The sequence below is a fragment of the Bradyrhizobium sp. CCBAU 11357 genome, from assembly GCF_028128865.1.
Taxonomy (GTDB): domain Bacteria; phylum Pseudomonadota; class Alphaproteobacteria; order Rhizobiales; family Xanthobacteraceae; genus Bradyrhizobium.
This window is the reverse complement of sequence record NZ_LBJW01000016.1, coordinates 84845-107862: the sequence shown is the minus strand read 5'-3', so window position 1 is coordinate 107862 and position 23018 is coordinate 84845. Positions and strand designations below refer to the sequence as shown.

The following is a 23018-nucleotide window of genomic DNA, read 5'->3' as shown; positions in this document are numbered from 1 at the left end:
ACGCGATTTCCCCTAAATGATTGCAATTGGATGACACCGATAACTTAATGTAACAGGGCAGGCGAAGCGAGGGTGGGGACGGCATGGCGTTAGCGAAAATGAGCGTGGCGGAGCTGGAGCAGTTCCTCCGTGACGAGTTTCCCCAGGCCTTCAGCGGTGACGACATCACGATCGAGAGCGCGGACGGCCAGACCAGCCTCTTGCGCCAGCGCTACAGCGAACGGATGCTGCGGCCGGGCGGAACCGTGTCGGGCCCGACCCTGATGGCGCTCGCGGATTTCGCGATGTACGTGGTGCTGCTGTCCGCGATCGGTCCGATCGGGCTCGCCGTCACCACCAATCTCAACATCAACTTCCTGCGCAAGGGCCAGCCCGGGCAGGACGTGCTGGCCGAGGCGCGGCTGCTCAAGCTTGGCAAGCGCCTTGCTGTGGGGGAGGTGAACCTCCTGTCCGGGACCTCACCCGATCCGATCGCCCACGTCACCTCGACCTATTCCATTCCAAATGTTTGAGCTTTTTGCAGGTAATATCACACCATATTTTTAAGCCATTGATTTTACGTTGCTAATTTGCACTCTGGGGCATTGACCGTTGCGCCGCTCTTCTCTAGAAACCCGCGCAGTCCGGCGCGGTGTTCGCGCCGATATCTCCCGTCCACGGAAACTCCGACATGAAAACCTTTTCGGCAAAGCCGGCTGAGGTGACGAAGAAGTGGGTGCTGATCGACGCCAAGGGTCTGGTCGTCGGCCGTCTCGCCACCATCGTCGCCATGCGCCTGCGCGGCAAGCACCTCCCGACCTACACCCCGCACGTCGATTGCGGCGACAACGTCATCATCATCAATGCGCAGCATGCGGTCCTCACCGGTCGCAAGCGCGAGCAGAAGACCTACTACAAGCACACCGGCTATGTCGGCCACGTCAAGGAGCGCACCGCGCGCCAGATCCTAGAAGGCAAGCATCCCGAGCGCGTGCTCGAGAAGGCCGTCGAGCGCATGATCCCGCGTGGTCCGCTCGGTCGCGTCCAGATGGGCAACCTCCGCGTCTACGGCGGGGCTGATCATCCGCACGAGGCGCAGCAGCCCGAGAAGATCGACATCGCCAAGTTGAACCGCAAGAACACGAGGGCCGCATAACATGGCCGAATCCATTCAGTCGCTCGACCAGCTCTCGCAGCTCAAGACGGCGGCCGCGCCCGAGGCGCCCAAGCACGAGAAGAAGGTCGACAAGTTCAACCGCGCCTATGCGACCGGCAAGCGCAAGGACGCGGTCGCCCGCGTCTGGATCAAGCCGGGCGCCGGCAAGGTCACCGTCAACTCGCGCGAGGTCGAGGTCTATTTCGCCCGTCCCGTGCTGCGCATGATGATCGAGCAGCCGTTCTCGGTGGCCCAGCGTTCGGGCCAGTACGACGTGATCTGCACCGTCGCCGGCGGCGGTCTGTCCGGCCAGGCCGGCGCGGTCCGTCACGGTATCTCCAAGGCGCTCACCTATTTCGAGCCGGAGCTGCGCTCTGTGCTCAAGAAGGGCGGCTTCCTCACCCGCGACTCGCGCGTGGTCGAGCGCAAGAAGTACGGCAAGGCCAAGGCCCGCCGGTCCTTCCAGTTCTCGAAGCGTTAATCGCTTCGGTCGCATTCGCCGCGAAAGCGGCTTCAAAGAGATGCAAAAGGGCGCTGATTTCAGCGCCCTTTTTGTTGTTCGTTTGTATGCAAATTGATGGCGTGTTTCCCGAAAACTTAGGGATCCGCGAAAACCTGAATGGAACCCGCGCGACCTAGCGTCGCCTTCGGAAGGGCGCGCAAATCGGCGGGGCCGATCGCGTAACTGCTATTTTCTAAAGGGGGCCGACATGATGTCGCTCGATAGCATCACGCTCTATTTGGTCGCCACCATGGTCGCCGCACTGCTCGGCGCCATGATGGTGTTTTTCGGAAAGCAGGAGAACAGCCCGGCGCTGAAATGGTGGGGCACCGCCTATCTGCTCGGTGCCGCCTCCGTCGCGCTATGGACCGCGGCGGGCGACAGGCTGGGGCCGCACTTGTACCTCGCACTGAACGCCGTCGGTTTCGTCGCCTGCGGCATGGTCTGGAACGCGGCGCGCGTCTTCCACGGCCGCAAGCCGAACTGGCCCGGGCTCGTGCTCGGCGCGCTCGCCTGGGTCGCGGCTGCGACGCTGCTCGATCCCACGGCATCGATGCTGCGCATGCTCGTCGGTGCCGGCATCGTCTCGGTGTACGCGGCACTGACTGCGAGCGAGCTCTGGACCGAACGGCGCAAGAGCGTGCAACGGCGCTGGCCGGCCCTCGTGATGCCGGTGATGCACGGCTGCGTGTTGATGCTGCCGATCGTGATCGGCAGCGTCCTGCGTCCGCATGATGCCGGCTTCTCCTCGAGCATCTGGGTTACGGTGTTCGCGGTCGAGCTCATCCTCTATGCCGTCGGTACGGTGTTCGTGATCTTCATGCTGGTGTCGGAACGCACCGTCACCGCGCACCGGACTGCGGCATCGACCGATCCTTTGACCGGCATGCTCAACCGCCGCGGCTTCTCGGAGGCCTGTGCGCGCGTGATCGAGCGCGAGGCCAAGGCCGGGCGGCCCGTGACCGTGATGATCTTCGACATCGACCACTTCAAGTCGATCAATGACCGTTTTGGCCATCCCGCCGGCGACGAGATGCTCAAACTGTTCTCCACCGTCGTGGTCAGCAATTTGCGCATCTCCGACCTTTCGGGCCGCATCGGCGGCGAGGAGTTCGCCGCGCTGTTGCCGTGCGCGCTGGAGGAGGGCGTGCTGGTCGCCGAGCGCGTGCGCGAGGCGTTCGAGACCTCCGGCGTCGTGGTCGACGAAGGCCCGGTCGACACCACCGTCAGCATCGGCGTCGCCGGCGGTCCGGCCGGAACCGAGCTCGAGGTGCTGCTGGCCTCGGCCGACACCGCGCTCTACCAGGCCAAGCGCGGCGGCCGCAACCGCGTCGAGGCGGCCGAGGAGCTGCCGCTGTCGCTGGAGAACTGGCGGCGCCAGAGCGCGGCGCGGATCGGCGCATCGCAGGCGCGTCCGGTCACCGCGTGAGAATGCAGGGCGGGCTTGCGGTAAATCTCTGTTTACCATTCGATCCCTACCATCGTGGTCATGGAATCGATCCGCCGACAAAATCCGCAAGCCGCCCTGATGTCGCTCGAAGCCGAGGCCTCGGCCCGCGGCGGCTTCGCCTGTCTGTTCTCGACTGCGGACGAATACGAGACCGCGCTGATCACCGAGCGCCGCGCGCAAGGACGCTACACGCAGCACCGTAGCTACTGGCCGTTCGTGCTGTTCGTGGGGTGTGCGCTGATCGTGACCGGCACCGTTCTGCTGTTCGCCTGACGCACCCGCAATTCGGCTGGGGCAGGGCGCCGCTCCGGCGCCTTTTTCTTTGGCTCCGGCTGCGCTAGACACGGGCATCGAACAAACAGGGTGGAAAGCCGATGATCACCGAGATCGCGCAAATCGACGTCAAGCCGGGCAGCGAGAAGGATTTCGAGGCGGCCGTCGCCAAGGCCAAGGCCGCTTTCGGACGCTCCAAGGGCTTTCACGGCTTCGAGCTGCACAAGTCGATCGAGAAGCCGCAGCGTTACCGGCTGATGGTGAAATGGGCGACGCTGGAGAACCACACCGTGGACTTCCGCGGCTCGGAGAATTTCGCGGAATGGCGCGGCCTGGTCGGCCAGTATTTTGCCGCGGCCCCCGAGGTCGAGCACACCGAGACCGTGCTGACCACGGAATGAGTGTCAGGCCGCCTCCGCCAGAGGCGGCGCCTCATACGTCTTGACATGGTCGATCATGACCTTGGCGATGGCGACCAGCGGGAGCGCCAGCGCGAGGCCCCAGATGCCGAAGACGACGCCGAGCAGGATCTGGAACGCGAACAGCGTGGCCGGCGGGATGTCGAGCGCTTGCCGCTGCAGGATCGGCGTCAGCACGTAGCTTTCCATGGTGTGCACGCCCATGAAGAGCAGAAACGCCGACAAGGCGGGGATCCATCCCGAGGCGAGGCTCGCCAGCACCACGATGACGCCGGCAATGATGGCTCCCACCGTGGGGATGAAGGCGAGCAGGCCTGCCTGAATCCCTAAGATGAACGCGCCGGGGATGCCGATGACGGCAAGTCCGATCCAGGTCACGGCACCGACCGCGATCATGACGATGATCTGGGCGATCAGCCAGCGCTCCAGCGTCTCCGCGATACGGTCGATGACGAGGGCGACACGGGTACGGTGCCGCGCCGGCGCCAGGAACAGCAGGCCGTCATGATAGACTTTGGGCTGGGCAGCGAAGGCAAGGCCCAGGAACAGCACGATGAAGATGTTGCCCACGCCGTGAATGGTGCCGAGCAGCAGCTTGAGGGTCTGGCTCACGATCGCGCCGCCGCTGGAGGCGAGCGCGCCGGCGCTAGGCAGGGGAGCGCGCGAGGGTGTTACCGGCGCGGGCGTCGCCTCCGAGGACGCGTTGGTCGCGGAGTCCGGCGCAGCGTTGCCGAGATCGAAGAAGCTGGTGTCGATGCCGTAGTTCTCGAGCAAGGACCTGACATTGGTGATCTGCGACTTGATGGTCTTGCTCAGGAGCGAGGCCTGTTCGGCAATGGTGGCGCCACCGAGATAGGCGACGCCCGCAAGCAGCAGAGCGAGCGCGACGCAGACGATTGCAAGCCGCATTGTGTGAGGCAGGTGGACCCGCCGACCGAGCGCATTGACCAGCGCGTTGAGGCCGAGGCCGAGCAGCATGCCGGTGAAGATCAGCAGCAGGGTGGTCGCGAAAAACCAGGTGAAGGCGAGCAGCGCGGTGAACAGCACCACGCCGATGCCGCCGACCGCGATCGCCCAGGCCTGATCCCGCGCGAGGTCGGCACGGGCGCGGGGTCGTTCATCTGCGGGAAAGGTCACATCGTATCCTGTCTTTGGTAGCTGCAATCGGGGCACTCTTTCGACAAACGCGCCTCCGATCAAGAGCGGCAACGCGCCCGTTTGACGCCCCCGCGCGAACGGTGCAGAGCGGTGAGGAAACAGAAGTGAGGGGCGCTTGGGCACTATCAGCAAGTGGGCCGGTCTGCTCGGGCTCTTGGCTTTGCTCGTCGGTGGCGACCAGATCCGCATCAACCGGCCGGACCATAAATTCCGCCTGACGGTCGAGGTGACGACGCCAACTGGGATCAAGACCGCCTCGGGCATTCTGGCTGTCGTGCCCGATCGCAACTATAACCGCAGTGGCCGCACCACGATGCGTGGGGAGGCTGTGTTCGTCGATCTCGGCCAAGGCAAGAACATCGTGGTCTTGCTGGCGCATCAGCAGGGCGCCAAGCTCGACCTCGACGACATCAACTATGTGGCGCTCCGCGCCTATGGAATCGCGCGCGGCAGCCGGGTGTCGTTCAAGGACATGAGCCGGCAGACCGGCGTTGTCCCGGTGCAAGGGGAGCTCATCCCCGTGCTTGTGAGCTTTGGCGATCCTAGGGATCCCAAGACCGCGCGCCTTGTCGACAGCGACCATGCAGAGGCAATCCTGGGCGACGGCTACGCGATCCGCGGCTTCTCCGCCGAGGTGGTGCCCAACGGGTTCTGGCCCATCGATTTCGGGGGCGCGCTCGGAGAGCCCGTGACGCGCGGAATCGAGGCCAAGCTTCCCTGGCTGGCCGCGCCGGGCGAGACAGCGGCAATTGCGCTGAAGGCGGCCGGTCTGCCCGTGGCCGGCGGGATGGAAGCCCGGGAGGCATTTGCGCGAAAATAGCATTGCCGTCCCGCGATCCCTTCTGTTGAATTTGTTCCATCGGAGGGGCATGTTTGGGGAATCTTCTTATCGGGAGGCGCGGAACGACAGATGAGAAAGCCGGTCGTCGGCGTGATCGGGAATTCCTATCGCGTCGAAAATCGATTTCAGGTCCAGATGGTTGGCGAGCGAAACCTGCGCGCCGTGGCCGAAGTCTCCGGCGGCTTGCCGCTGATGTTCGCGGGCTCGCCCGACATCACCGATATCCCGGCGCTGCTCGATACCGTGGACGGCATCATCCTGACCGGGGCCCGGGCCAACGTTCACCCGACACGCTTCAACGTCGATCCCTGCGAGAAGCACGAGCCCTACGACATCCACCGCGACGAGGTTGCGCTGGCCCTTTCGGTCGCCTGTGTGGCCCGCGGCATTCCGCTGTTCGGCATTTGCCGCGGCCTGCAGGAGATGAACGTCGCCTTCGGCGGCTCGCTGCATCCCGAGATCCGCGAGATCCCCGGCCGCATGAACCACCGCATGCCCAGGCTCGAGAACGGCGATATCCATCCCGATCCGACCGTGGTGTTCGCCGATCGTCACGACGTCGACTTGACGCCTGGTGGCGCCTTCGCGACGATTCTCGGCTGCGAGAAGATCCGGGTCAATTCGCTGCACGGGCAGGGCATCCTCGATCCCGGCAAGCGCGTGCTGATCGAAGGCATCGCCGAGGACGGCACCATCGAGGCGATCCGCATCGCCGAAGCCCCGAGCTTTGCTCTCGGCGTGCAATGGCACGCCGAGTACGACCCGCAGCACAATCCGATCAACCGCAAGCTGTTCGAGGCCTTCGGCGAGGCGCTGGTGACAAGGCAGAAGGCGGCGGCCTAGGCCACGCGGGCGCGAGTCTCGCTCTGTCCTCGTCATTGCGAGGAGCTCTTGCGACGAAGCAATCCAGGATCTTCCAGCGGAGGCAGTCTGGATTGCTTCGCTGCGCTCGCAATGACGGAATACGCGGCATTGCCGGTATTCTCCAGTTCTCAGCTCAACTTGCAAACACGCGTTGACGATCTCCCGGCGGCTTTTGCCCGAGGCCTGACGTTGCGTGCTCGCGACCCGCGTTATGCAATCATGGTGCGTTCGAAATTCCGCCCGCGATAAACCAATCAGTAGGAATTGGTCCGCCGCGATAATCGCGGCTCTGATTTGTTCTTTGAGAACGAACTGGAGTCAGATGCAGAACGAAAGCTGACATCAGTATCGGCTTGCGGAAAGCCTTGCGAGCTGCAGAAGGCTTTCACGGCGACGTGGTATAGTGGAGGTAGATCCCATCTTAGTTGCGCGGCTGAAGGTGAGGAATTGCCATTGTCGGCTCATGACCATTGTTTCATCGAGGGTGCGGCGCCGGATCACACCCCGTTGCTGATGCTTCACGTTCGAGCGGTACGGAGCGGGACATGGTGCCGCTGGCTGGCCGGCTCGCCCCGGGCTCGATGGCCGTTGCGCTTCGAGGCGCCGTGCCCTGGGAGGCCGGCTTCGCTTTCTTTCGCCGGTTCGAGAATCGCTCGATCGATGAACGCGATCTACTTGCCCGAGCCGATGTGCTGGCCGGCGAGGTAGTCCGGATCGGGAAAAACTATCGCTTCCGGAGGCCGCCGGTTGCGATCGGCTTTTCGAACGGCGCCATCATGGCCGCTCCGCTGCTCATGCTTTATCCTCGCTGTCTCTCTGGTGCCGTTCTTCTCAGGCCGCTGTCGCCGTTCGCGATCGATCCGGATACGAGCCTCTCGCGCATCCCGGCTCTCCTGATCGATGGTGACAATGACGAGCGGCGGCTGCGCGGCGACGGGGCTCGCCTGGCACAACGGCTGGCGCACATGGGCGCCGACGTAACGCATCACGTGCTGCCGACGGGGCACTCGATCACGGAAGACGACATTGGCCTGACGCGCGAATGGTTGAAGCCGCTGCTCGGCCAGGCAGAAGGTGGATAGAACCTCGCCGCGAGCGCGTCGGCAATCCTGCATGGGCATTCCCATTGCGTTGCACAATCGCAACGTTGATCTCCACGCGCAGCATTGAGGTTCATGAGAAGAATACCATATGCTCTGCAAGGGAGCCCGTGCCGTGCAGACCATGAAGGCGGCCCTCGTTGCGGCGATCACCGTCGTGGCTTTGATCTGCTGCCTCCTTCCCAGCTCAGCGGAGGAGAGCAAGCGCGTAGCCCTCGTTGTTTCGATCGACGGGGCGATTGGCCCGGCGTCAGCCAGCTACGTGCGGGAGGCCTTGGCCAGCGCGAGCAAACGGCGCGCCGAGGTCGTGCTTCTGAGGATGAACACGCCCGGCGGGCTCAATTCCAGCATGCGCGAGATCATCGCGGATGTGCTCGCCTCGCCTGTCCCTGTCATTGGCTACGTCGCTCCCTCCGGCGCCCACGCGGCGAGTGCGGGGACCTATATCCTTTATGCGACCCACATCGCGGCGATGGCACCAGGCACCAACATAGGTGCGGCGACGCCGGTCCAGATTGGCGGGCCGCTTCCGGGCCTGCCGAGCGGCACACCCGACAAGGAGGGCAAAGACAAGAAGCATGAGCCGAAGGACGCGATGACGGCGAAGGCCACGAACGATGCCGTCGCCTTCATCCGAAGCCTCGCCGAGCTGCGCAACCGCAATGTGGACTGGGCAGAGAAGGCGGTCCGCGAGGCTGCAACACTCTCTGCCAACGGCGCGCTGGAGGCACATGCCATTGATCTCGTCGCGCGCGATCAGGCTGAATTATTGCGGCAGGTTGATGGCCGCGTGGTGGAGCTCGCAGGCGGCAGGACGCAACGCCTCGCAACGAAGGATGCTGTCGTCGAAGCGGTCGAGCCCGGACGGATATCCCGGTTCCTGGCGGTCATCACCGACCCCAACGTGGCGTTCATTCTGCTGATGGTCGGCATCTACGGCCTGATCTTCGAGTTCATGTCTCCCGGAGCCGTCGCCCCGGGAGTCGTCGGCGCGATCTGCCTGCTGATCGGCCTCTATGCGCTCAATTTGCTGCCGATCAACTATGCCGGCCTCGCCCTGATGCTGGTGGGACTCGTGCTTCTCACCGTCGAAGCCTTCAACCCGACCGTGGTGGTCGGCATTGGCGGGATCATCGCCTTCGTGCTCGGAGCAATGATGCTGTTCAGGAGCGAGGCGCCTGGGTACCAATTGTCGTGGTGGGTGATCGGTGTCACGGCGGTCGTGTTCAGCGGCTTTGCTCTGGTCGTGCTTGGTTCGCTTCGGCGCGTCCGCAGAGCTCCTGCGCTGGTCGGCGCGCAGGCCATGCGCGGCTTGCCCGCCGAGGTTCTCGACTGGAACGGGAACGAAGGTCATGTCTTCGCCCATGGTGAGCGCTGGCAGGCGCGCGGCGCCGAAACCTTCAAGCCCGGAGAGACGGTGGAGTCGCCAATGTCGTCGACCTGACGCTGCTGATACGCCGCACACCCGCCCGGACAGGCGAGGGAGGTTCATCATGATGCTGGAATATCTGACGTATGCGGCGCTTGCGCTGCTTGTCATCGTGTTTCTATCCCAGGCTATTCGAATCCTGCGCGAGTACGAGCGCGGCGTCGTCTTCACGCTCGGCCGCTTTACCGGTGTGAAGGGCCCAGGCCTCATCCTGCTCGTCCCGATCGTGCAGCAACTCGTCAAGGTCGATCTACGGGTGATGGTGCAGGTGGTGCCGCCGCAGGACGTAATCTCGCGGGACAACGTCTCCGTCAAGGTCAACGCCGTCCTGTACTTCCGCATCGTCGACCCCGAGCGCGCCATCATCAAGGTCGGTGACTACATGGCGGCGACCAGCCAGCTCGCCCAGACCACGTTGCGTTCGGTGCTCGGCAAGCATGAGCTCGACGAGATGCTTGCCGAGCGCGACAGGTTGAACGCCGATATCCAGGAGATCCTCGACAAGCAGACCGACGTCTGGGGCATCAAGGTCACCGGCATAGAGATCAAGGACGTCGATATCAACGAAACCATGGTTCGCGCGATTGCCAAACAGGCCGAGGCGGAGCGCCTGCGGCGGGCCAAGGTGATCAATGCGATGGGCGAGCAGCAGGCCGCCGAAAAGCTCGTCGAAGCCGGCCGGATCCTGGCGCAGGAGCCTCAGGCAATGCAGCTGCGTTACTTCGCGGCTCTGCACGACATCGCCGGTGAACGCTCGTCGACCGTGGTGTTTCCGCTCCCCACCGGCCTGCTCGACCATTTGATGCCGCGACCTAACAACCCGTAACAGAAGGCGGCGAGGTGCTGATCGCGAGCGGGCGCCTTGTTCTTGATGCCGTCGAGGCCGGCCTTTGCGGGACGCTGCACCGTGACCATCCGCTTCGGCAAGAAGGCCGGAGCGCCGGGGTCGCTCTCCGGTGACGGCGCGAAGATCGCCTCCGACAACGCGACGCTGGTGAAATGGGCGCCCATGGTGACCGAGATCGGCGTCAACTTTCCGGACAAGTGACGTGCGCATTCCAAATCTCGATCCGAATAAACCAATCGGTAGGAATTGCTCCGATGCGATTTTTGCGGCTCTGATTTGTTCTTTGAGAACGAACTGGAGTCAGATGCAGAACGAAAGCTGGCGGGCGCATCGAAGCCCGGTCATCGAATCAGTAGCGTGCGGTGATGGCTCCGGGCAGCGGATTGAAGTGATAGTTCACGCCTAGCTTGAACAGCTGCAGATCCTGCGTGATCGCGCTGTTGACCGCGGCCGCTGCCGGGGCCAACAGGGGCTGACTGCAAGTGCCGCTCTGACTCGTCTGCTGGTTGAACATGCGGATGTAATTGTACTCGCCTTTGACCGACCAATTGCCCGCCAATGCATATTCAAGCCCGGTTCCGATCACGGCGCCTGAGTGTAGGGCCTTGCCGCTGGCTGCGAGAGATTCGCTGAGGGCTCCAAAGACTTCTACGCCATTCATTGCGTGGCTTTCATTGGCGAGCGCAAGACCAGCCTTGCCATAGACAAGCAGGCGATCGCCGACGACAAAGCCGGCGCGGCCGCTGGCGATCGCAAGCCAGTCTGTCGAGGTGTTCAGACTGGACGTTACCGTCGATCCGCCCAGCGGGAACGTGGAGGATCGGCTGCCCTTGATCCCCGTCCACATCCATTCGCCTTCCACGCCGAGCACGAACACGCCGGACTGAACGTTGACGCCGCCGTCAAAGCCTCCAAGCCATCCGCTGACATCAAAACTGCCACTGCCCGGCAGGGGTGCGGGAGCTTGGCTCCGCCACTCGCGACCAAAGCCATAGCCACCCTGCACGCCGACAAAGCCGCCGGTCCAGTTCGTGCCGGGCACCGCCCTGACGGGCGGATATTTGGGATCGACCGCAGGATCAGAAATTCGGTAGTTCGCGCCCACCTTGATCAGGTGGATGGAATCCTGCGTGATCGGTACATCAACCGAGAAAGGAGTCGGAAGAGCTGTGGAGCTACCGCTCATCCGCACCGACCGCGTGCCGAAGTGCAAGTAGTCGTATTCGGCTTTGACCGACCAATTCCCCTCCAATGCATATTCGGCGCCAAAGCCGATCATCGGTGCCCAACGGTATTCATTCCCGCTGAAGCTCGATGACGCGGTGCCGGCGAAGAGGTCGTTGCTCGCTGCGTTGCTACTGTGCTTTTCCCACGCGCCGGCGATGCCACCCTTTGCGAACACCAGCCAGCGATCGGCCGCCAAGCCGACGCGGCCCGCCGCCGTTGCCAATGCCTCGATTCTCGAAGTGACCGTGGCGGTCGTATCGATAAAGAATGGCTCTTCAAGGCGCATGTTCTGAGAGCCGCGGATATTGGCCCATGACCCGTCCAGCTCAAGACCGAAAACCAGACTTGCGATCTGCTTGTTGATGCCGATCTGTCCGCCCGCGAGGAAGCCGCTCGCGGCATAATCATTGTTCGGTCCAAACACGTTACCGACCCACCAGTCCTTCATGCCGCCACCATAGCCGGCATGCACGCCGACATAGACGCCGCTCCAGTCGACAGCGGCAGGCGCAAGCGCAACTGCCTTGACGGGCAGATCCGCGGCTGAGGCCGCCTGCGTCAGTGCAAGACCGAACGCAGCGGTCGAAAGAAATCTTCCCGTGATTGCCATTGAGCCCCCTGCAACCGGCGCGCGTATTCGAAAGCGACGTCAGGTAGCTATACTGGGAGCGGCGCTGCTTCGGCTTGGGGCACGCGCCACACCTACTTGGACGGATCACCACAAATCTGGCGATTGCCATCACCTGTGATCGCATTGCCACATCAGCCGGCGCGCTGGTCCAGCGCCAACGTCGTATCGAGCCGCAGTTGAAGTGGCGTGTGATCCGAGTTGGACCTTGCAATGAAAGGCCTTTGAACGCCGCCAGTTTCCTGCGACAAAAGAGTGCCGGGCAATCTCACTTTTATGGAGAGGTGTGTTGGATACTGGCGACGAATTGATTGCGCTGGAACTGTCCAGCTCCGCATTTGCCGATCGCGAGAGGACCGAAGCATTTCACCAGATCTACGGCCGCGAAATTCTCAAGCTGGAAATCGAGCCGTTGCCCGATACGGCGCTCCAGATCGACATCAAGCTGCGTGCGTTGCCTGGAATGTCCGTCGCGGCCGCGACCGCTTCTCCGATTTTCTGTCGGCACACCGAAGCGATGATCGACAACGACGATCCCGTGCTCGTGTTCAACCTCGATGGTACGGCGATCCACAATCAAAATGGTCACGAGACGTGCCTCGGCCCCGGGGAGGCGGTTTTGACCACGAATGGATTGCCGGGGACGGCAACCAATCCCACGACGAGGCGTGTCGTCACCTGGCGGATCAGCCGCGCCCTGATTGCGCCCTTGGTCAGGAATTTCGACGACGCGATCGGCAGACCACTCGACAGAGGCAATCCCGCGCTTTCGCTGTTTCTGGATTATCTCGGCATCGTCAATGAGAGACAGACGCTTGCGAACGCCGCCATGCGGCGGGCGGTTGTGAACCACATGATCGATCTCGGCGCCCTGGTCCTCGGCGCGACTCCGGATGCCGTCGAGCTGGCGAACATGCGCGGCGTTGCAGCCGCCCGAATGCGGAGCATCAAGACCCACATTCGCGCCCAGTTCGGCAATCCTGGCTTGAGCCTGGATTCCGTCGCAGCCAAGCAGGGCATCTCGAAGTCCTACGTCCGCAGGCTCTTCGAAGCCGAAGGCACGAGCTTTACCGAGTTCGTCCTCAACCAGCGCCTGGCCTCTGCCTACAAGATGCTGACGGATCCAAGCCTCGCAGGCCGCTCGATCAGCGAAATCGCACACCGGTCAGGCTTCAACGACATCTCGTACTTCAACCGCAGCTTTCGGCGTGCTTACGGTGCGTCCCCGTCCGATATTCGCATGCGCAAGTGAGCCGCAGGCGGGCGGACGATCTTACAGTTGCAAACGAAAAGGCGCCTCCTTCCGGAAGCGCCTTTAGCTTGTCGCAGACGGTTCAGGCCGATCAGCCCGAATAGTACATGTCGAACTCGATCGGGTGCGGGGTCATCTCGAAGCGCTCGACCTCGGTCATCTTCAGCTCGATATAGGCGTCGATGAAGTCGTCGTCGAACACGCCGCCGGCCTTGAGGAAGGCGCGGTCCTTGTCGAGGTTTTCGAGCGCCTCGCGAAGCGAGCCGCACACCGTCGGGATCTGCTTCAGCTCTTCCTTCGGCAGATCGTAGAGGTCCTTGTCCATCGCCGGACCCGGATCGATCTTGTTCTTGATGCCGTCGAGGCCGGCCATCAGCATCGCGGCGAAGCCGAGATAGGGATTGGCGAGCGGATCGGGGAAGCGCACCTCGACGCGCTTGGCCTTGGGCGAAGCGGTGTAGGGGATGCGGCAGGAGGCCGAGCGGTTGCGCGCGGAATAGGCGAGCAGCACGGGGGCCTCATAGCCCGGGACCAGACGCTTGTAGGAGTTGGTCGACGGGTTGGTGAAGGCGTTGATCGCCTTGGCGTGCTTGATGATGCCGCCGATATAGTGGAGGCAGGTCTCCGACAGGTCGGCATACTTGTTGCCGGCGAACACCGGCTTGCCGTCCTTCCAAATCGACTGGTGCACGTGCATGCCCGAGCCGTTGTCGCCGTAGACCGGCTTCGGCATGAAGGTGGCGGTCTTGCCGTAGATGTGGGCGACCTGATGGATGCAGTATTTGTAGATCTGCAGGTGGTCGGCCATCAGCGTCAGCGTGTCGAACTTCATGCCGAGCTCGTGCTGGGCGGAAGCGACCTCGTGGTGATGCTTCTCGACCTTGACGCCCATCTTGGCCATGGCCCCTAACATCTCGGAGCGCATGTCCTGCACGGAGTCCTGCGGCGGGACGGGGAAGTAGCCGGCCTTGGTGCGGATGCGGTGGCCGAGGTTGCCGCCTTCATATTCGGTGTCGGTGTTGGTCGGCAGTTCCGAGGAGTCGAGGCGGAAGCCGGTGTTGTAGGGGGAGGAGGAAAAGCGCACGTCGTCGAACACGAAGAACTCGGCTTCGGGCCCGACGAACACGGCGTCGCCCACGCCCATCGACTTCACCATCGCCTCGGCCTTCTTGGCGATGCCGCGGGGGTCGCGGTTGTAGGGCTCGCCGGTGGTCGGCTCGAGCACGTCGCAGGTGATGACCATGGTGGTCTCGGCGAAGAACGGATCGATCGTCGCGGTCACCGGATCGGGCATCAGGCACATGTCGGACTCGTTGATCGCCTTCCAGCCGGCGATCGAGGAGCCGTCGAACATCGTCCCTTCGGCGAAGATGTCTTCATCGATCATGCTGACGTCGAACGTGACGTGCTGCCACTTGCCGCGCGGATCGGTGAAGCGCAGGTCGACGTACTTCACGTCGTTGTCCTTGATCGATTTCAGGACGTCTTTGGCGGTCTTCATGCATACCCCTTATGGCTCTGCGGGTCGGTTTCCAGGTGAGCAAGATTGTTCTCGCTTTTGGCGAGTTCGCGCGCGACCGCACAAACGAAATCAGGCCGCCGAAGCAGCCTTATTTCTTGTCAGAGTGTCGCAAAATGCGGGATAGCACCCGGCTCAGATAGCGTCCAGCCCGGATTCGCCGGTTCGGATGCGGATCGCCTCTTCGATGTTGGAGACGAAAATCTTGCCGTCGCCGATGCGGCCGGTCTGCGCGGCGCGGCGGATCGCGTCGATGGCGCGCTCGACCAGATCGTCGCCGATCACGATCTCGATTTTGACCTTCGGCAGGAAGTCGACGATGTATTCTGCGCCGCGGTAAAGCTCGGCGTGACCCTTCTGCCGGCCAAAGCCCTTGGCCTCGGTGACGGTGATGCCCTGGAGACCGACTTCCTGAAGCGCTTCCTTCACCTCGTCGAGCTTGAATGGCTTGATGATGGCTTCGATTTTCTTCACTGCGCGACTCCCGGCCTTTCGATCCAATAGCAACGTCTTCGTCAGGGCGCGCATTTCTCAACGCACGATCTTGTCTTCTCTATGCCGGGATCCCTGACCGGTCCGGCAACAACGGCCAGCCACACCCTTGAAGACGCCAGTGAGCACGACGAACCGAAGCGGCTTCCTCGAAAGCAGGGTCTATGCCAAGTTGCAAATGCCCTGATTATCGGAGCGTTATCAGCCTTTTAACGAGCATCTCTGAGTGGTGTGCCGACCTGCACAAAATACCGAAGACTACAGAATAGGCAAACGGTTCAATATGTGTGCAGATCGACGTTCCCGCCGCCGGATCGGCGCCAAAGATGCCTGTTCAAGAGGCGTTTGTACTAGGAAGTGGCATGGAAGTTCTGACCAACGCCGAAATGCAGCGCGCCGACCAGCTCGCCATCGCGGCCGGCACGCCCGGTTTCAAGCTGATGCTCAGCGCCGGCCAGGCGGTCGCCGAGGCCGCCCAGGGCTTGGTGGAGGAGGGGCCGATCCTGATCGTGGCCGGACCCGGTAACAATGGCGGCGACGGTTTCGTCGCCGCCGCCGAGCTCGCCGCGCAGGGGCGTGAGGTCTCGGTGATCCTGATGTGCGAGCGCGACCAGCTCCAGGGCGATGCCGCCTCCGCCGCGCGCGGCTGGAAGCATCCGGTGCTGCCGTTCAACCCGCAGGCGATCGGCAGACCTGCGCTGATCATCGATGCGCTGTTCGGTGCGGGCCTCAGTCGTACCGTGGACGGCGAGGCGCGGGAGATGATCGAGGCGATCAACGTCAACGGGGCCCCGGTGCTCGCGGTCGATTTGCCGAGCGGCATCAACGGCACCAGCGCGGCCGTGATGGGCGTGGCGGTGAACGCCACCGAGACCGTCACCTTCTTCCGCAAGAAACCGGCGCACCTGCTGCTGCCGGGACGTGTGCATTGTGGCCGCGTCCGCGTTGCCGACATCGGCATCGATGCGCAGGTGCTGGACGAGATCGCGCCGCAGATTTTCGAAAACGATCCCGATGTCTGGGGCGCAGCCTTTCCGGTGCCGCGCATCGACGGCCACAAATATGCGCGAGGGCACGTGCTCGCGGTCTCGGGCGATGCGGCCGCGACCGGCGCGGCACGGCTCGCCGCGCGCGGCGCGCTGCGCGCCGGCGCTGGCCTGGTGACGCTGGCGAGCCCGCGCGATGCGCTCGCGATCAATGCGAGCGCGCTCACCGCGGTCATGGTGCGCCCCGTCGACAGCGCGATCGAGTTCGGCGAGCTGCTCGGCGACAAGCGCTATAACACCTGCATCATCGGTCCCGGTGCGGGCATCGGTGAACGCACCTGCGATTTCGTCCATACCGCGCTTGCCGCGCAGCGGCATCTGGTGCTCGATGCGGATGCGCTGACCAGCTTTGCCGCAACCCCCGAGCGCCTGTTCGAGTCGATCAAGTCCTCGCAGGACAATGCGGTGGTGCTGACCCCGCATGAAGGCGAGTTTCCGCGCCTGTTCTCCGACCTCAGCAACAAGCATCCCGGCCGCTCCAAGCTCGAGCGCGTCCGCGCCGCCGCCGAGCGCTGCGGCGCCGTCGTGCTGCTGAAGGGCCCGGACACCACAATCGCCGCGCCCGATGGCCGCGCCACCATTGCCGCCAACGCGCCGCCGTGGCTCGCCACGGCGGGTGCCGGCGACGTCCTGTCCGGAATCATTGCCGGTCTTCTCGCGCAAGGCGTGCCGGCGTTCGAGGCCGCCAGCATCGGCGTCTGGATGCATGGCGAGGCGGCAAGCGAAGCCGGGCCGGGTCTGATCGCGGAAGACCTGACCGAGACGCTGCCGGCCGTGCATCGGCGGATCTACGATGCGCTCGGCGTGGAGTATTGAGCTGTTCGCTACGGGGGCAGGATGGGTTTCGCTGCGCTCCACCCAGCCTACAAAATCTCACTCCGCCCCATACCAGCGCACCAGGCGCGGCGCGGCCCAGTCGGTCACGACGGATTCGATCAGCCAGCGTCCGGGCGAGGTGGCGGCGAAGGCGATGCGCTGGGTCTGGCCGGGCTCGATCGCGAGCGTGTCGAGCCAATAGGGCTTCCAGCCGTCGTCGAGCTTGTCGAGCAGGCGGAACGGGTGGCCGTGCAGGTGAAACACCGTGGGAATCGGGGCGGGGTTCTGCAGGGCCAGCACCACGGTGCGGCCGGTCCTGGCGCGGAAGGCGGGGGCAGATTCGGTGGAGAATGTCGCCGGCCGTGCCCAGCCGGAATCGGCGGCGCCGAGCGCGACATCGAACCGCAGGGCGCCTCTCAGATCGAGCTTCTCGGGGAGATCGTTCGACGGGAGCGGTTGGGGAGGCGACAGCGGGGCGCGCTCCAGCTTCCCGGAGATGGTCAGATTTCCGACCTGGCGCGCCTCCTTGCCGTCATGGAGCAGGAATGGGGCCGAGGCGGCCGCATCTACGAAGGCGTCGGCCCGTGCGCCGGGCGCCAGCACCAACGCGCCGTTGCGCGCGGGGAACGGCTCGGCCGGTTGGCCGTCCAAGGCCATCACACGGACCTCGTGGCTCTCCAATTTGATTGCCAGAACAGTACGTTGGGAGCCGTTGATGAAGCGCAGCCGCAGCCGCTCACGAGCTGCGGCTGAGAGTTCGAATGAAGTCTTGCCGTTGACGGTGTAGAGCGGCGTCGTGTCCTTCGGGTCCTGGCCCGCCGGGACCGCGGTGCCATCCGGCCGCAGGCGCCATTCCTCGATCAACAGGATCTCGTCACGGTCGACGGCAACGTGGCTGGTCTCGGCCGCAATGATCGGCAGCGGGCGCGCGGGCTGCTTCAAGCTGCCCTCGAAGAGGCGGAAGTCCGCCAGCAGGGTTCCCGCGCTTGGCATTGAAATATTTGATATTTCTGTTGTAGCTGGCGCTGCCGGCGCGCGCCCCCGGAGGGGATCGGAAGCGGCCGGGCCTTGGAGGCCGTACCAGACCGGCGCAAGCGGCACAGGCAGATCGTTCCGGAACACCACCTCGCAGCGGTCGCCGCGCTTGAGACGGACATCCCTGAGATGGCTTACGGCGGCCAGCTCCCAGATCGGGGTAGCCGGCTGACCCGATCTTAGAACCAGCGTTGCCAGCCTCGCCTGCAGCGCGAGCTGGGCCGTCACGGACGGGCCCGCACCCCCTGCGATCAGCCCGGCTGCCGAGGCTCCGAGGCCTGCCAAAACCTCGCGCCGGGTAGGGTCAGAAATCCGCGTTGTCATGGCACGATCCGGACCACGCCGTGCTGGATAAGTCCAGCCATCGTGCCTATTTGAAGCCTGCCTCCATCAGGCCATTTTTTTGCTGCGAACAGTCAGGCGCATGCTATAAGCCCGGCCGCCCGCGGCATCGCGGCCGGTCTTGATGCAAATTCACGCGGGCGTGGCGGAACTGGTAGACGCGCTGGATTTAGGTTCCAGTGACGAAAGTTGTGGGGGTTCGAGTCCCTCCGCCCGCACCAAGCGCTTATCGCGTTTGCACGGATTACGAGGCCTGCTTCCAAGCGGATGATCATCCGCCTGGAGCGGGTCCGATGAACCACCGGCGTGGAGGCGTTTGCCTCGCGCCGGATCGATTAACGACAGCGTCCCGACGCGCGACGTGCCGGGGCCGAACGAAAAGAAGATTGGACGCCATGCAGGTCACAGAAACCCTCTCGGAAGGTTTGAAGCACGAGTTCAAGATCAGCGTTCCCGCGTCTGATCTCGACGCCAAGGCCGGTGCCAAGCTCGTCGACCTCAAGGACAAGGTCCGCATCAACGGCTTCCGTCCGGGCAAGGTGCCGGTCTCGCACCTGAAGAAGGTCTATGGCCGCTCGGTCATGGCCGAAACCATCGACCAGACCATCCGCGACACCAACACGCAACTGTTCTCCGAGCGCGGCTTCCGTCTCGCGACCGAGCCGAAGATCACCATGCCGACGGAGCAGAAGGACGTCGAGGAGCTGCTGAGCGGCAAGACGGATCTGACCTACACGGTCGCGATCGAGGTGGTGCCGGCGATCGCGCTCGCCGACTTCAAGACCTTCCAGGTCGAGAAGCCCGTTGCCGAGGTCACCGACGCCGACGTCGACGAGGCGATCAAGCGCATCGCCGATTCCAACCGCACCTATGCCGCCAAGGGCGAGGGCACCAAGGCGGAGTCGGGCGATCGCGTCACCATCAACTTCAAGGGCACCATCAACGGCGAAGTCTTCGAGGGCGGCACCGGCGAGGGCATCCAGGTCGTCATCGGCTCCAACACCTTCATCCCGGGCTTCGAGGAGCAACTGATCGGCATCGGCGCGGGTGAGACGCGCACGCTGAAAGTGTCGTTCCCGAAGAACTACATGAACGACAAGCTCGCCGGCCAGCCGGCAGAGTTCGAGACCACCGCGACGCTGATCGAGGCGCCGCAGGACCTCGCGATCGACGACGAGTTCGCCAAGTCGCTCGGCCTGGAATCGCTGGACAAGCTGAAGGAGGCCGCACGCGAGCGGCTGACCGCCGAGTTCGCCACCGCCACGCGCCAGCGCGTCAAGCGCGCGCTGCTCGACCGCCTCGACGAGGCGCATCGCTTCGAGGCGCCGCCCTCGCTGGTGGACGAGGAGTTCAGCCTGATGTGGAACTCGGTCAAGGCCGAGATGGACTCCGCGGGCAAGACCTTCGCCGACGAGGACACCACCGAGGACAAGGCGAAGGAGGAGTATCGCAAGATCGCCGATCGCCGCGTGCGGCTCGGCCTCGTGCTCTCCGAGATCGGCGAGAAGAACAAGATCACCGTGACCGACGACGAGGTCGGCCGTGCCGTGATCGAGCGTGCGCGCTCGATGCCTGGCCGCGAGAAGGAGGTCTGGGACTTTTACCGCAACAATGCCCAGGCGTTGGCCCAGCTTCGTGCGCCGATCTATGAGGACAAGGTGGTCGACTTCATCCTCGAGCTCGCCAACGTGACCGAGAAGAAGGTCTCGCGCGAGGACCTCTACAAGGACGACGAGGCGGAAAAGACCGCAGCCTGAAGGGTTTGAGGCAGCCTTCCATTAATGATGATCAGCGAAGAGGCCCAGCTAGCCAGGTGGCCGGCTGGGCCTCTTTGCGCGAATCAGCTTCAACTGCCCCTCGGGTTAAGCCTTAATGCGCTCCGCACTTGTCAGAAGCGAATTGGGCTATATCTGTCGCTACGCCTTCTACTTCTTACCCAAGTTCCTGCATCACAGGACGTCCATTCGCCTTCCGGCAAATTCAGCCAAAGTGGCAAGCCTGCCCGGCGATGTCCGTCTCCGAAACACTAGGTGACTCATGCGCGATCCGGTTGAAACCTACATGAACCTCGTGCCCATGGTGGTCGAGCAGACCAACCGTGGCGAGCGCGCCTACGACATTTTCTCGCGTCTCTTGAAGGAGCGCATCATCTTCGTGACCGGCCCGGTCGAGGACGGCATGTCGACGCTGATCGTCGCGCAGCTATTGTTCCTCGAGGCGGAAAATCCGAAGAAGGAAATCTCGATGTACATCAACTCGCCGGGCGGCGTGGTGACGTCGGGCCTTGCGATCTACGACACCATGCAGTTCATCCGCCCGCCGGTCTCGACGCTGTGCACCGGTCAGGCGGCTTCGATGGGCTCGCTGCTGCTCGCCGCCGGCGAGAAGGACATGCGCTTCTCGCTGCCGAACGCACGCATCATGGTGCACCAGCCCTCCGGCGGCTTCCAGGGCCAGGCCACCGACATCATGCTGCACGCCCAGGAAATACTGAACCTGAAGAAGCGGCTCAACGAGATCTACGTCAAGCACACCGGCCAGACCTACAAGTCGATCGAGGATGCGTTGGAACGCGACAAGTTCCTGACCGCGAACGACGCCAAGGAGTTCGGCCTTGTCGACAAGGTGATCGACAAGCGCGCCGAGGAGCCGGCGCCGGCGAAGGCCCCGTAGCACTACTGGGGCGTCAAGACGACCCCTCAGTTTGCCGTGGACCCGTCAGGGCGGCGTTCACGTTAGGTGCGCGTGCGCGCGGCGCAAAACGCGGTTTTGCGCCCTGCGGCAAGCAGAAAGTTCCGCTTTCGTGCTTGTTTTTCGTGGCAATCCAGCAACGCCGGGGTGTTTTCGATCACTTCGCTCGTGCCAAGACCGGAAATCACGGTATTGTCACGGGTAGCCGGCGACCCCCGATTAGCGAATTCTTGATAGTCGGGTGACAGCATGGTTGGCTACGATTGGTCGGCTATGATCGCGGGGGAATCGAGTGACCGTGATTCGCACGGGATGTAGTAAAGCGTAGGGTCTTTTTTGGTACGGAATTTGCTCTACTTAAGCTTCATGCCGACCATCGTGTCGGAATGGAGCGATCGAGCGGAACGGGATCGAACCGCGGACGGAGACATGAATGAGTAAGGTCGGCACGAGCGACTCCAAGAACACGCTATATTGCTCGTTCTGCGGCAAGAGCCAGCACGAAGTCCGCAAACTGATCGCGGGTCCCACGGTCTTCATCTGCGACGAGTGCGTCGAGCTCTGCATGGACATCATCCGCGAGGAGAACAAGTCCTCGCTGGTCAAGTCGCGCGACGGTATTCCGACGCCGAAGGAAATCTGCAAGGTGCTGGACGATTACGTCATCGGCCAGAGCCATGCGAAGAAGGTCCTGTCGGTCGCGGTGCACAATCACTACAAGCGCCTCAACCATCAGACCAAGCACAACGACGTCGAGCTCGCGAAGTCGAACATCCTGCTGATCGGTCCGACCGGCTCGGGCAAGACGCTGCTCGCGCAGACGCTCGCCCGCATCCTGGACGTGCCGTTCACGATGGCCGATGCGACGACGCTGACCGAAGCCGGCTATGTCGGCGAGGACGTCGAGAACATCATCCTGAAGCTGCTCCAGGCCGCCGATTACAACGTCGAGCGCGCCCAGCGCGGCATCGTCTACATCGACGAAATCGACAAGATCAGCCGCAAGTCCGACAACCCCTCGATCACGCGCGACGTGTCGGGTGAGGGCGTGCAGCAGGCGCTCTTGAAGATCATGGAAGGCACGGTGGCTTCGGTCCCGCCGCAAGGCGGCCGCAAGCATCCGCAGCAGGAGTTCCTGCAGGTGGATACCACCAACATCCTGTTCATCTGCGGCGGCGCTTTCGCCGGCCTCGAGAAGATCATCTCGGCACGCGGTCGGTCGACCTCGATCGGCTTCGGCGCCCAGGTGCTCGCGCCGGAGGATCGCCGCACCGGCGAGATCTTCCGTCACGTCGAGCCTGAGGACCTCCTGAAGTACGGCCTCATCCCCGAGTTCGTCGGCCGTCTGCCCGTCGTGGCGACGCTCGAGGACCTCGACGAGACCTCGCTGAAGAAGATCCTGACCGAGCCGAAGAACGCGCTGGTGAAACAGTACCAGCGGCTGTTCGAGATGGAGAACATCGAGCTGACCTTCGCCGACGAGGCGCTTGGCGCGGTCGCCCGCAAGGCGATCGAGCGCAAGACCGGCGCGCGGGGCCTGCGTTCGATCCTCGAGGCGATCCTGCTCGAGACCATGTTCGACCTGCCGGGTCTGGAAGGTGTGGAAGAGGTCGTGATTTCCCGCGAGGTCGTGGAAGGAACGGCGCGTCCGCTCTACATCTACGCTGATCGGTCCGATCGCGCCGTCGAGAACGCCAGCGCCTGATCTGACGGCGCTGGAACGCTCCAATCGTCTTCTCAAAGTGGGCTGCGGAACTGATATTTCCGCAGCCGGTGTTGCATCGCTTATTGCGTGCGTAAGCGCCTGATGGCGCGCGTCTTTCAATGACTTGACACCCCCTGGGTCGATAGCCACCTAATGTCGGCGGCGAGCGAAAATTCTCTTCAAGATTCGCCTCTGTTCCGTTCCGGCGAGCCGGTCCAACTTGTAGAGGACCGACCGGTTCTGCGGA

General features: G+C 63.4%; 22 protein-coding genes, 1 tRNA gene and 1 pseudogene. 18 read left to right on the top strand and 6 right to left on the bottom strand.

Annotation, left to right across the window (positions count from 1 at the left end; genetic code table 11):
• Positions 1–83: 83 nt before the first annotated feature.
• From XI05_RS03845 to XI05_RS03820, 6 genes are all read left to right on the top strand, one after another.
• The gene (locus XI05_RS03845) at positions 84–512 is read left to right on the top strand and encodes a PaaI family thioesterase (protein ID WP_025036650.1); all 429 of its coding nucleotides are present in this window, start codon (positions 84–86) and stop codon (positions 510–512) included.
• Positions 513–670: 158 nt separating this feature from the next.
• On the top strand, positions 671–1135 hold the full coding sequence (gene rplM / locus XI05_RS03840; protein WP_011087726.1) for a 50S ribosomal protein L13: 465 nt from the start codon (positions 671–673) through the stop codon (positions 1133–1135).
• A 1-nt stretch (position 1136) separates the two neighbouring features.
• Positions 1137–1616 carry a 30S ribosomal protein S9 gene (rpsI, locus tag XI05_RS03835; protein ID WP_018642439.1) on the top strand — a complete coding sequence of 160 codons (480 nt, stop codon included), beginning with the start codon at positions 1137–1139 and terminating at the stop codon, positions 1614–1616.
• 229 nt (positions 1617–1845) lie between these two features.
• Entirely contained in the window at positions 1846–3066 is a 1221-nt protein-coding gene (locus tag XI05_RS03830; RefSeq protein WP_172783491.1) for a GGDEF domain-containing protein, read from the top strand.
• Between the two features lie 60 nt (positions 3067–3126).
• A complete protein-coding gene (locus tag XI05_RS03825; RefSeq protein WP_271498752.1) occupies positions 3127–3360 on the top strand; it encodes a hypothetical protein in 234 nt (77 codons plus the stop codon).
• Positions 3361–3461: 101 nt separating this feature from the next.
• Entirely contained in the window at positions 3462–3761 is a 300-nt protein-coding gene (locus XI05_RS03820; RefSeq protein WP_271498750.1) for an antibiotic biosynthesis monooxygenase family protein, read from the top strand.
• A gap of 3 nt (positions 3762–3764) precedes the next feature.
• Here the strand turns inward: XI05_RS03820 and XI05_RS03815 are convergent, their stop codons facing one another.
• Positions 3765–4916, bottom strand: a complete 1152-nt coding sequence (locus XI05_RS03815; protein WP_271498747.1) for an AI-2E family transporter — start codon at positions 4914–4916, stop codon at positions 3765–3767.
• Positions 4917–5052: 136 nt separating this feature from the next.
• On the opposite strand from XI05_RS03815, the gene XI05_RS03810 reads away from it, so the two are divergent.
• The 6 genes and pseudogenes from XI05_RS03810 (at position 5053) to XI05_RS03785 (ending at position 10219) form a co-directional block, all read left to right on the top strand.
• A complete protein-coding gene (locus tag XI05_RS03810) occupies positions 5053–5757 on the top strand; it encodes a hypothetical protein (protein WP_271498745.1) in 705 nt (234 codons plus the stop codon).
• Positions 5758–5847: 90 nt separating this feature from the next.
• Positions 5848–6621 (top strand): gamma-glutamyl-gamma-aminobutyrate hydrolase family protein, encoded by a 774-nt coding sequence (locus XI05_RS03805; RefSeq protein WP_172783496.1) that lies wholly within the window; start codon positions 5848–5850, stop codon positions 6619–6621.
• Between the two features lie 626 nt (positions 6622–7247).
• On the top strand, positions 7248–7724 hold the full coding sequence (locus XI05_RS03800) for an alpha/beta hydrolase (RefSeq protein WP_271498743.1): 477 nt from the start codon (positions 7248–7250) through the stop codon (positions 7722–7724).
• 133 nt (positions 7725–7857) lie between these two features.
• A pseudogene (locus tag XI05_RS03795) lies at positions 7858–9239 on the top strand (NfeD family protein).
• The gene (locus XI05_RS03790; protein ID WP_172783499.1) at positions 9236–9997 is read left to right on the top strand and encodes a slipin family protein; all 762 of its coding nucleotides are present in this window, start codon (positions 9236–9238) and stop codon (positions 9995–9997) included. Before XI05_RS03795 ends, XI05_RS03790 begins: the two are co-directional and overlap by 4 nt.
• An 81-nt stretch (positions 9998–10078) precedes the next feature.
• Positions 10079–10219: a hypothetical protein gene (locus XI05_RS03785; RefSeq protein ID WP_271498740.1), complete on the top strand. Its 141-nt coding sequence runs from the start codon at positions 10079–10081 to the stop codon at positions 10217–10219.
• A 148-nt stretch (positions 10220–10367) separates the two neighbouring features.
• On the opposite strand, the gene XI05_RS03780 is transcribed toward XI05_RS03785, so the two are convergent.
• Complete coding sequence (locus tag XI05_RS03780) at positions 10368–11855, bottom strand: outer membrane protein (protein WP_271498736.1); 1488 nt, start codon at positions 11853–11855, stop codon at positions 10368–10370.
• 307 nt (positions 11856–12162) lie between these two features.
• On the opposite strand from XI05_RS03780, the gene XI05_RS03775 reads away from it, so the two are divergent.
• Complete coding sequence (locus XI05_RS03775; RefSeq protein WP_271498734.1) at positions 12163–13125, top strand: AraC family transcriptional regulator; 963 nt, start codon at positions 12163–12165, stop codon at positions 13123–13125.
• A gap of 91 nt (positions 13126–13216) precedes the next feature.
• Here XI05_RS03775 and glnA read toward each other — a convergent pair whose 3' ends face one another.
• Positions 13217–14626: a type I glutamate--ammonia ligase gene (gene glnA / locus XI05_RS03770; RefSeq protein WP_172783502.1), complete on the bottom strand. Its 1410-nt coding sequence runs from the start codon at positions 14624–14626 to the stop codon at positions 13217–13219.
• Between the two features lie 153 nt (positions 14627–14779).
• On the bottom strand, positions 14780–15118 hold the full coding sequence (locus tag XI05_RS03765; RefSeq protein ID WP_007603495.1) for a P-II family nitrogen regulator: 339 nt from the start codon (positions 15116–15118) through the stop codon (positions 14780–14782).
• A gap of 380 nt (positions 15119–15498) precedes the next feature.
• Here XI05_RS03765 and XI05_RS03760 point away from each other — a divergent pair, with 380 nt between their 5' ends.
• Positions 15499–16998, top strand: coding sequence for an NAD(P)H-hydrate dehydratase (locus XI05_RS03760; protein WP_271498731.1), 1500 nt, complete (start codon positions 15499–15501; stop codon positions 16996–16998).
• Positions 16999–17055: 57 nt separating this feature from the next.
• On the opposite strand, the gene XI05_RS03755 is transcribed toward XI05_RS03760, so the two are convergent.
• The gene (locus XI05_RS03755) at positions 17056–18357 is read right to left on the bottom strand and encodes a multicopper oxidase family protein (protein ID WP_271498729.1); all 1302 of its coding nucleotides are present in this window, start codon (positions 18355–18357) and stop codon (positions 17056–17058) included.
• 154 nt (positions 18358–18511) lie between these two features.
• On the opposite strand from XI05_RS03755, the gene XI05_RS03750 reads away from it, so the two are divergent.
• The 3 genes from XI05_RS03750 (at position 18512) to XI05_RS03740 (ending at position 21048) form a co-directional block, all read left to right on the top strand.
• Positions 18512–18596: transfer RNA gene (locus XI05_RS03750), tRNA-Leu, on the top strand.
• A 174-nt stretch (positions 18597–18770) separates the two neighbouring features.
• Positions 18771–20132 (top strand): trigger factor, encoded by a 1362-nt coding sequence (gene tig, locus XI05_RS03745; RefSeq protein WP_212255170.1) that lies wholly within the window; start codon positions 18771–18773, stop codon positions 20130–20132.
• Positions 20133–20412: 280 nt separating this feature from the next.
• On the top strand, positions 20413–21048 hold the full coding sequence (locus tag XI05_RS03740; RefSeq protein ID WP_027559514.1) for an ATP-dependent Clp protease proteolytic subunit: 636 nt from the start codon (positions 20413–20415) through the stop codon (positions 21046–21048).
• A gap of 62 nt (positions 21049–21110) precedes the next feature.
• Here XI05_RS03740 and XI05_RS03735 read toward each other — a convergent pair whose 3' ends face one another.
• Positions 21111–21317 (bottom strand): hypothetical protein, encoded by a 207-nt coding sequence (locus XI05_RS03735; RefSeq protein ID WP_172783506.1) that lies wholly within the window; start codon positions 21315–21317, stop codon positions 21111–21113.
• Positions 21318–21499: 182 nt separating this feature from the next.
• On the opposite strand from XI05_RS03735, the gene clpX reads away from it, so the two are divergent.
• Positions 21500–22771: an ATP-dependent Clp protease ATP-binding subunit ClpX gene (gene clpX, locus XI05_RS03730; protein ID WP_008547851.1), complete on the top strand. Its 1272-nt coding sequence runs from the start codon at positions 21500–21502 to the stop codon at positions 22769–22771.
• Positions 22772–23018 lie beyond the last annotated feature (247 nt).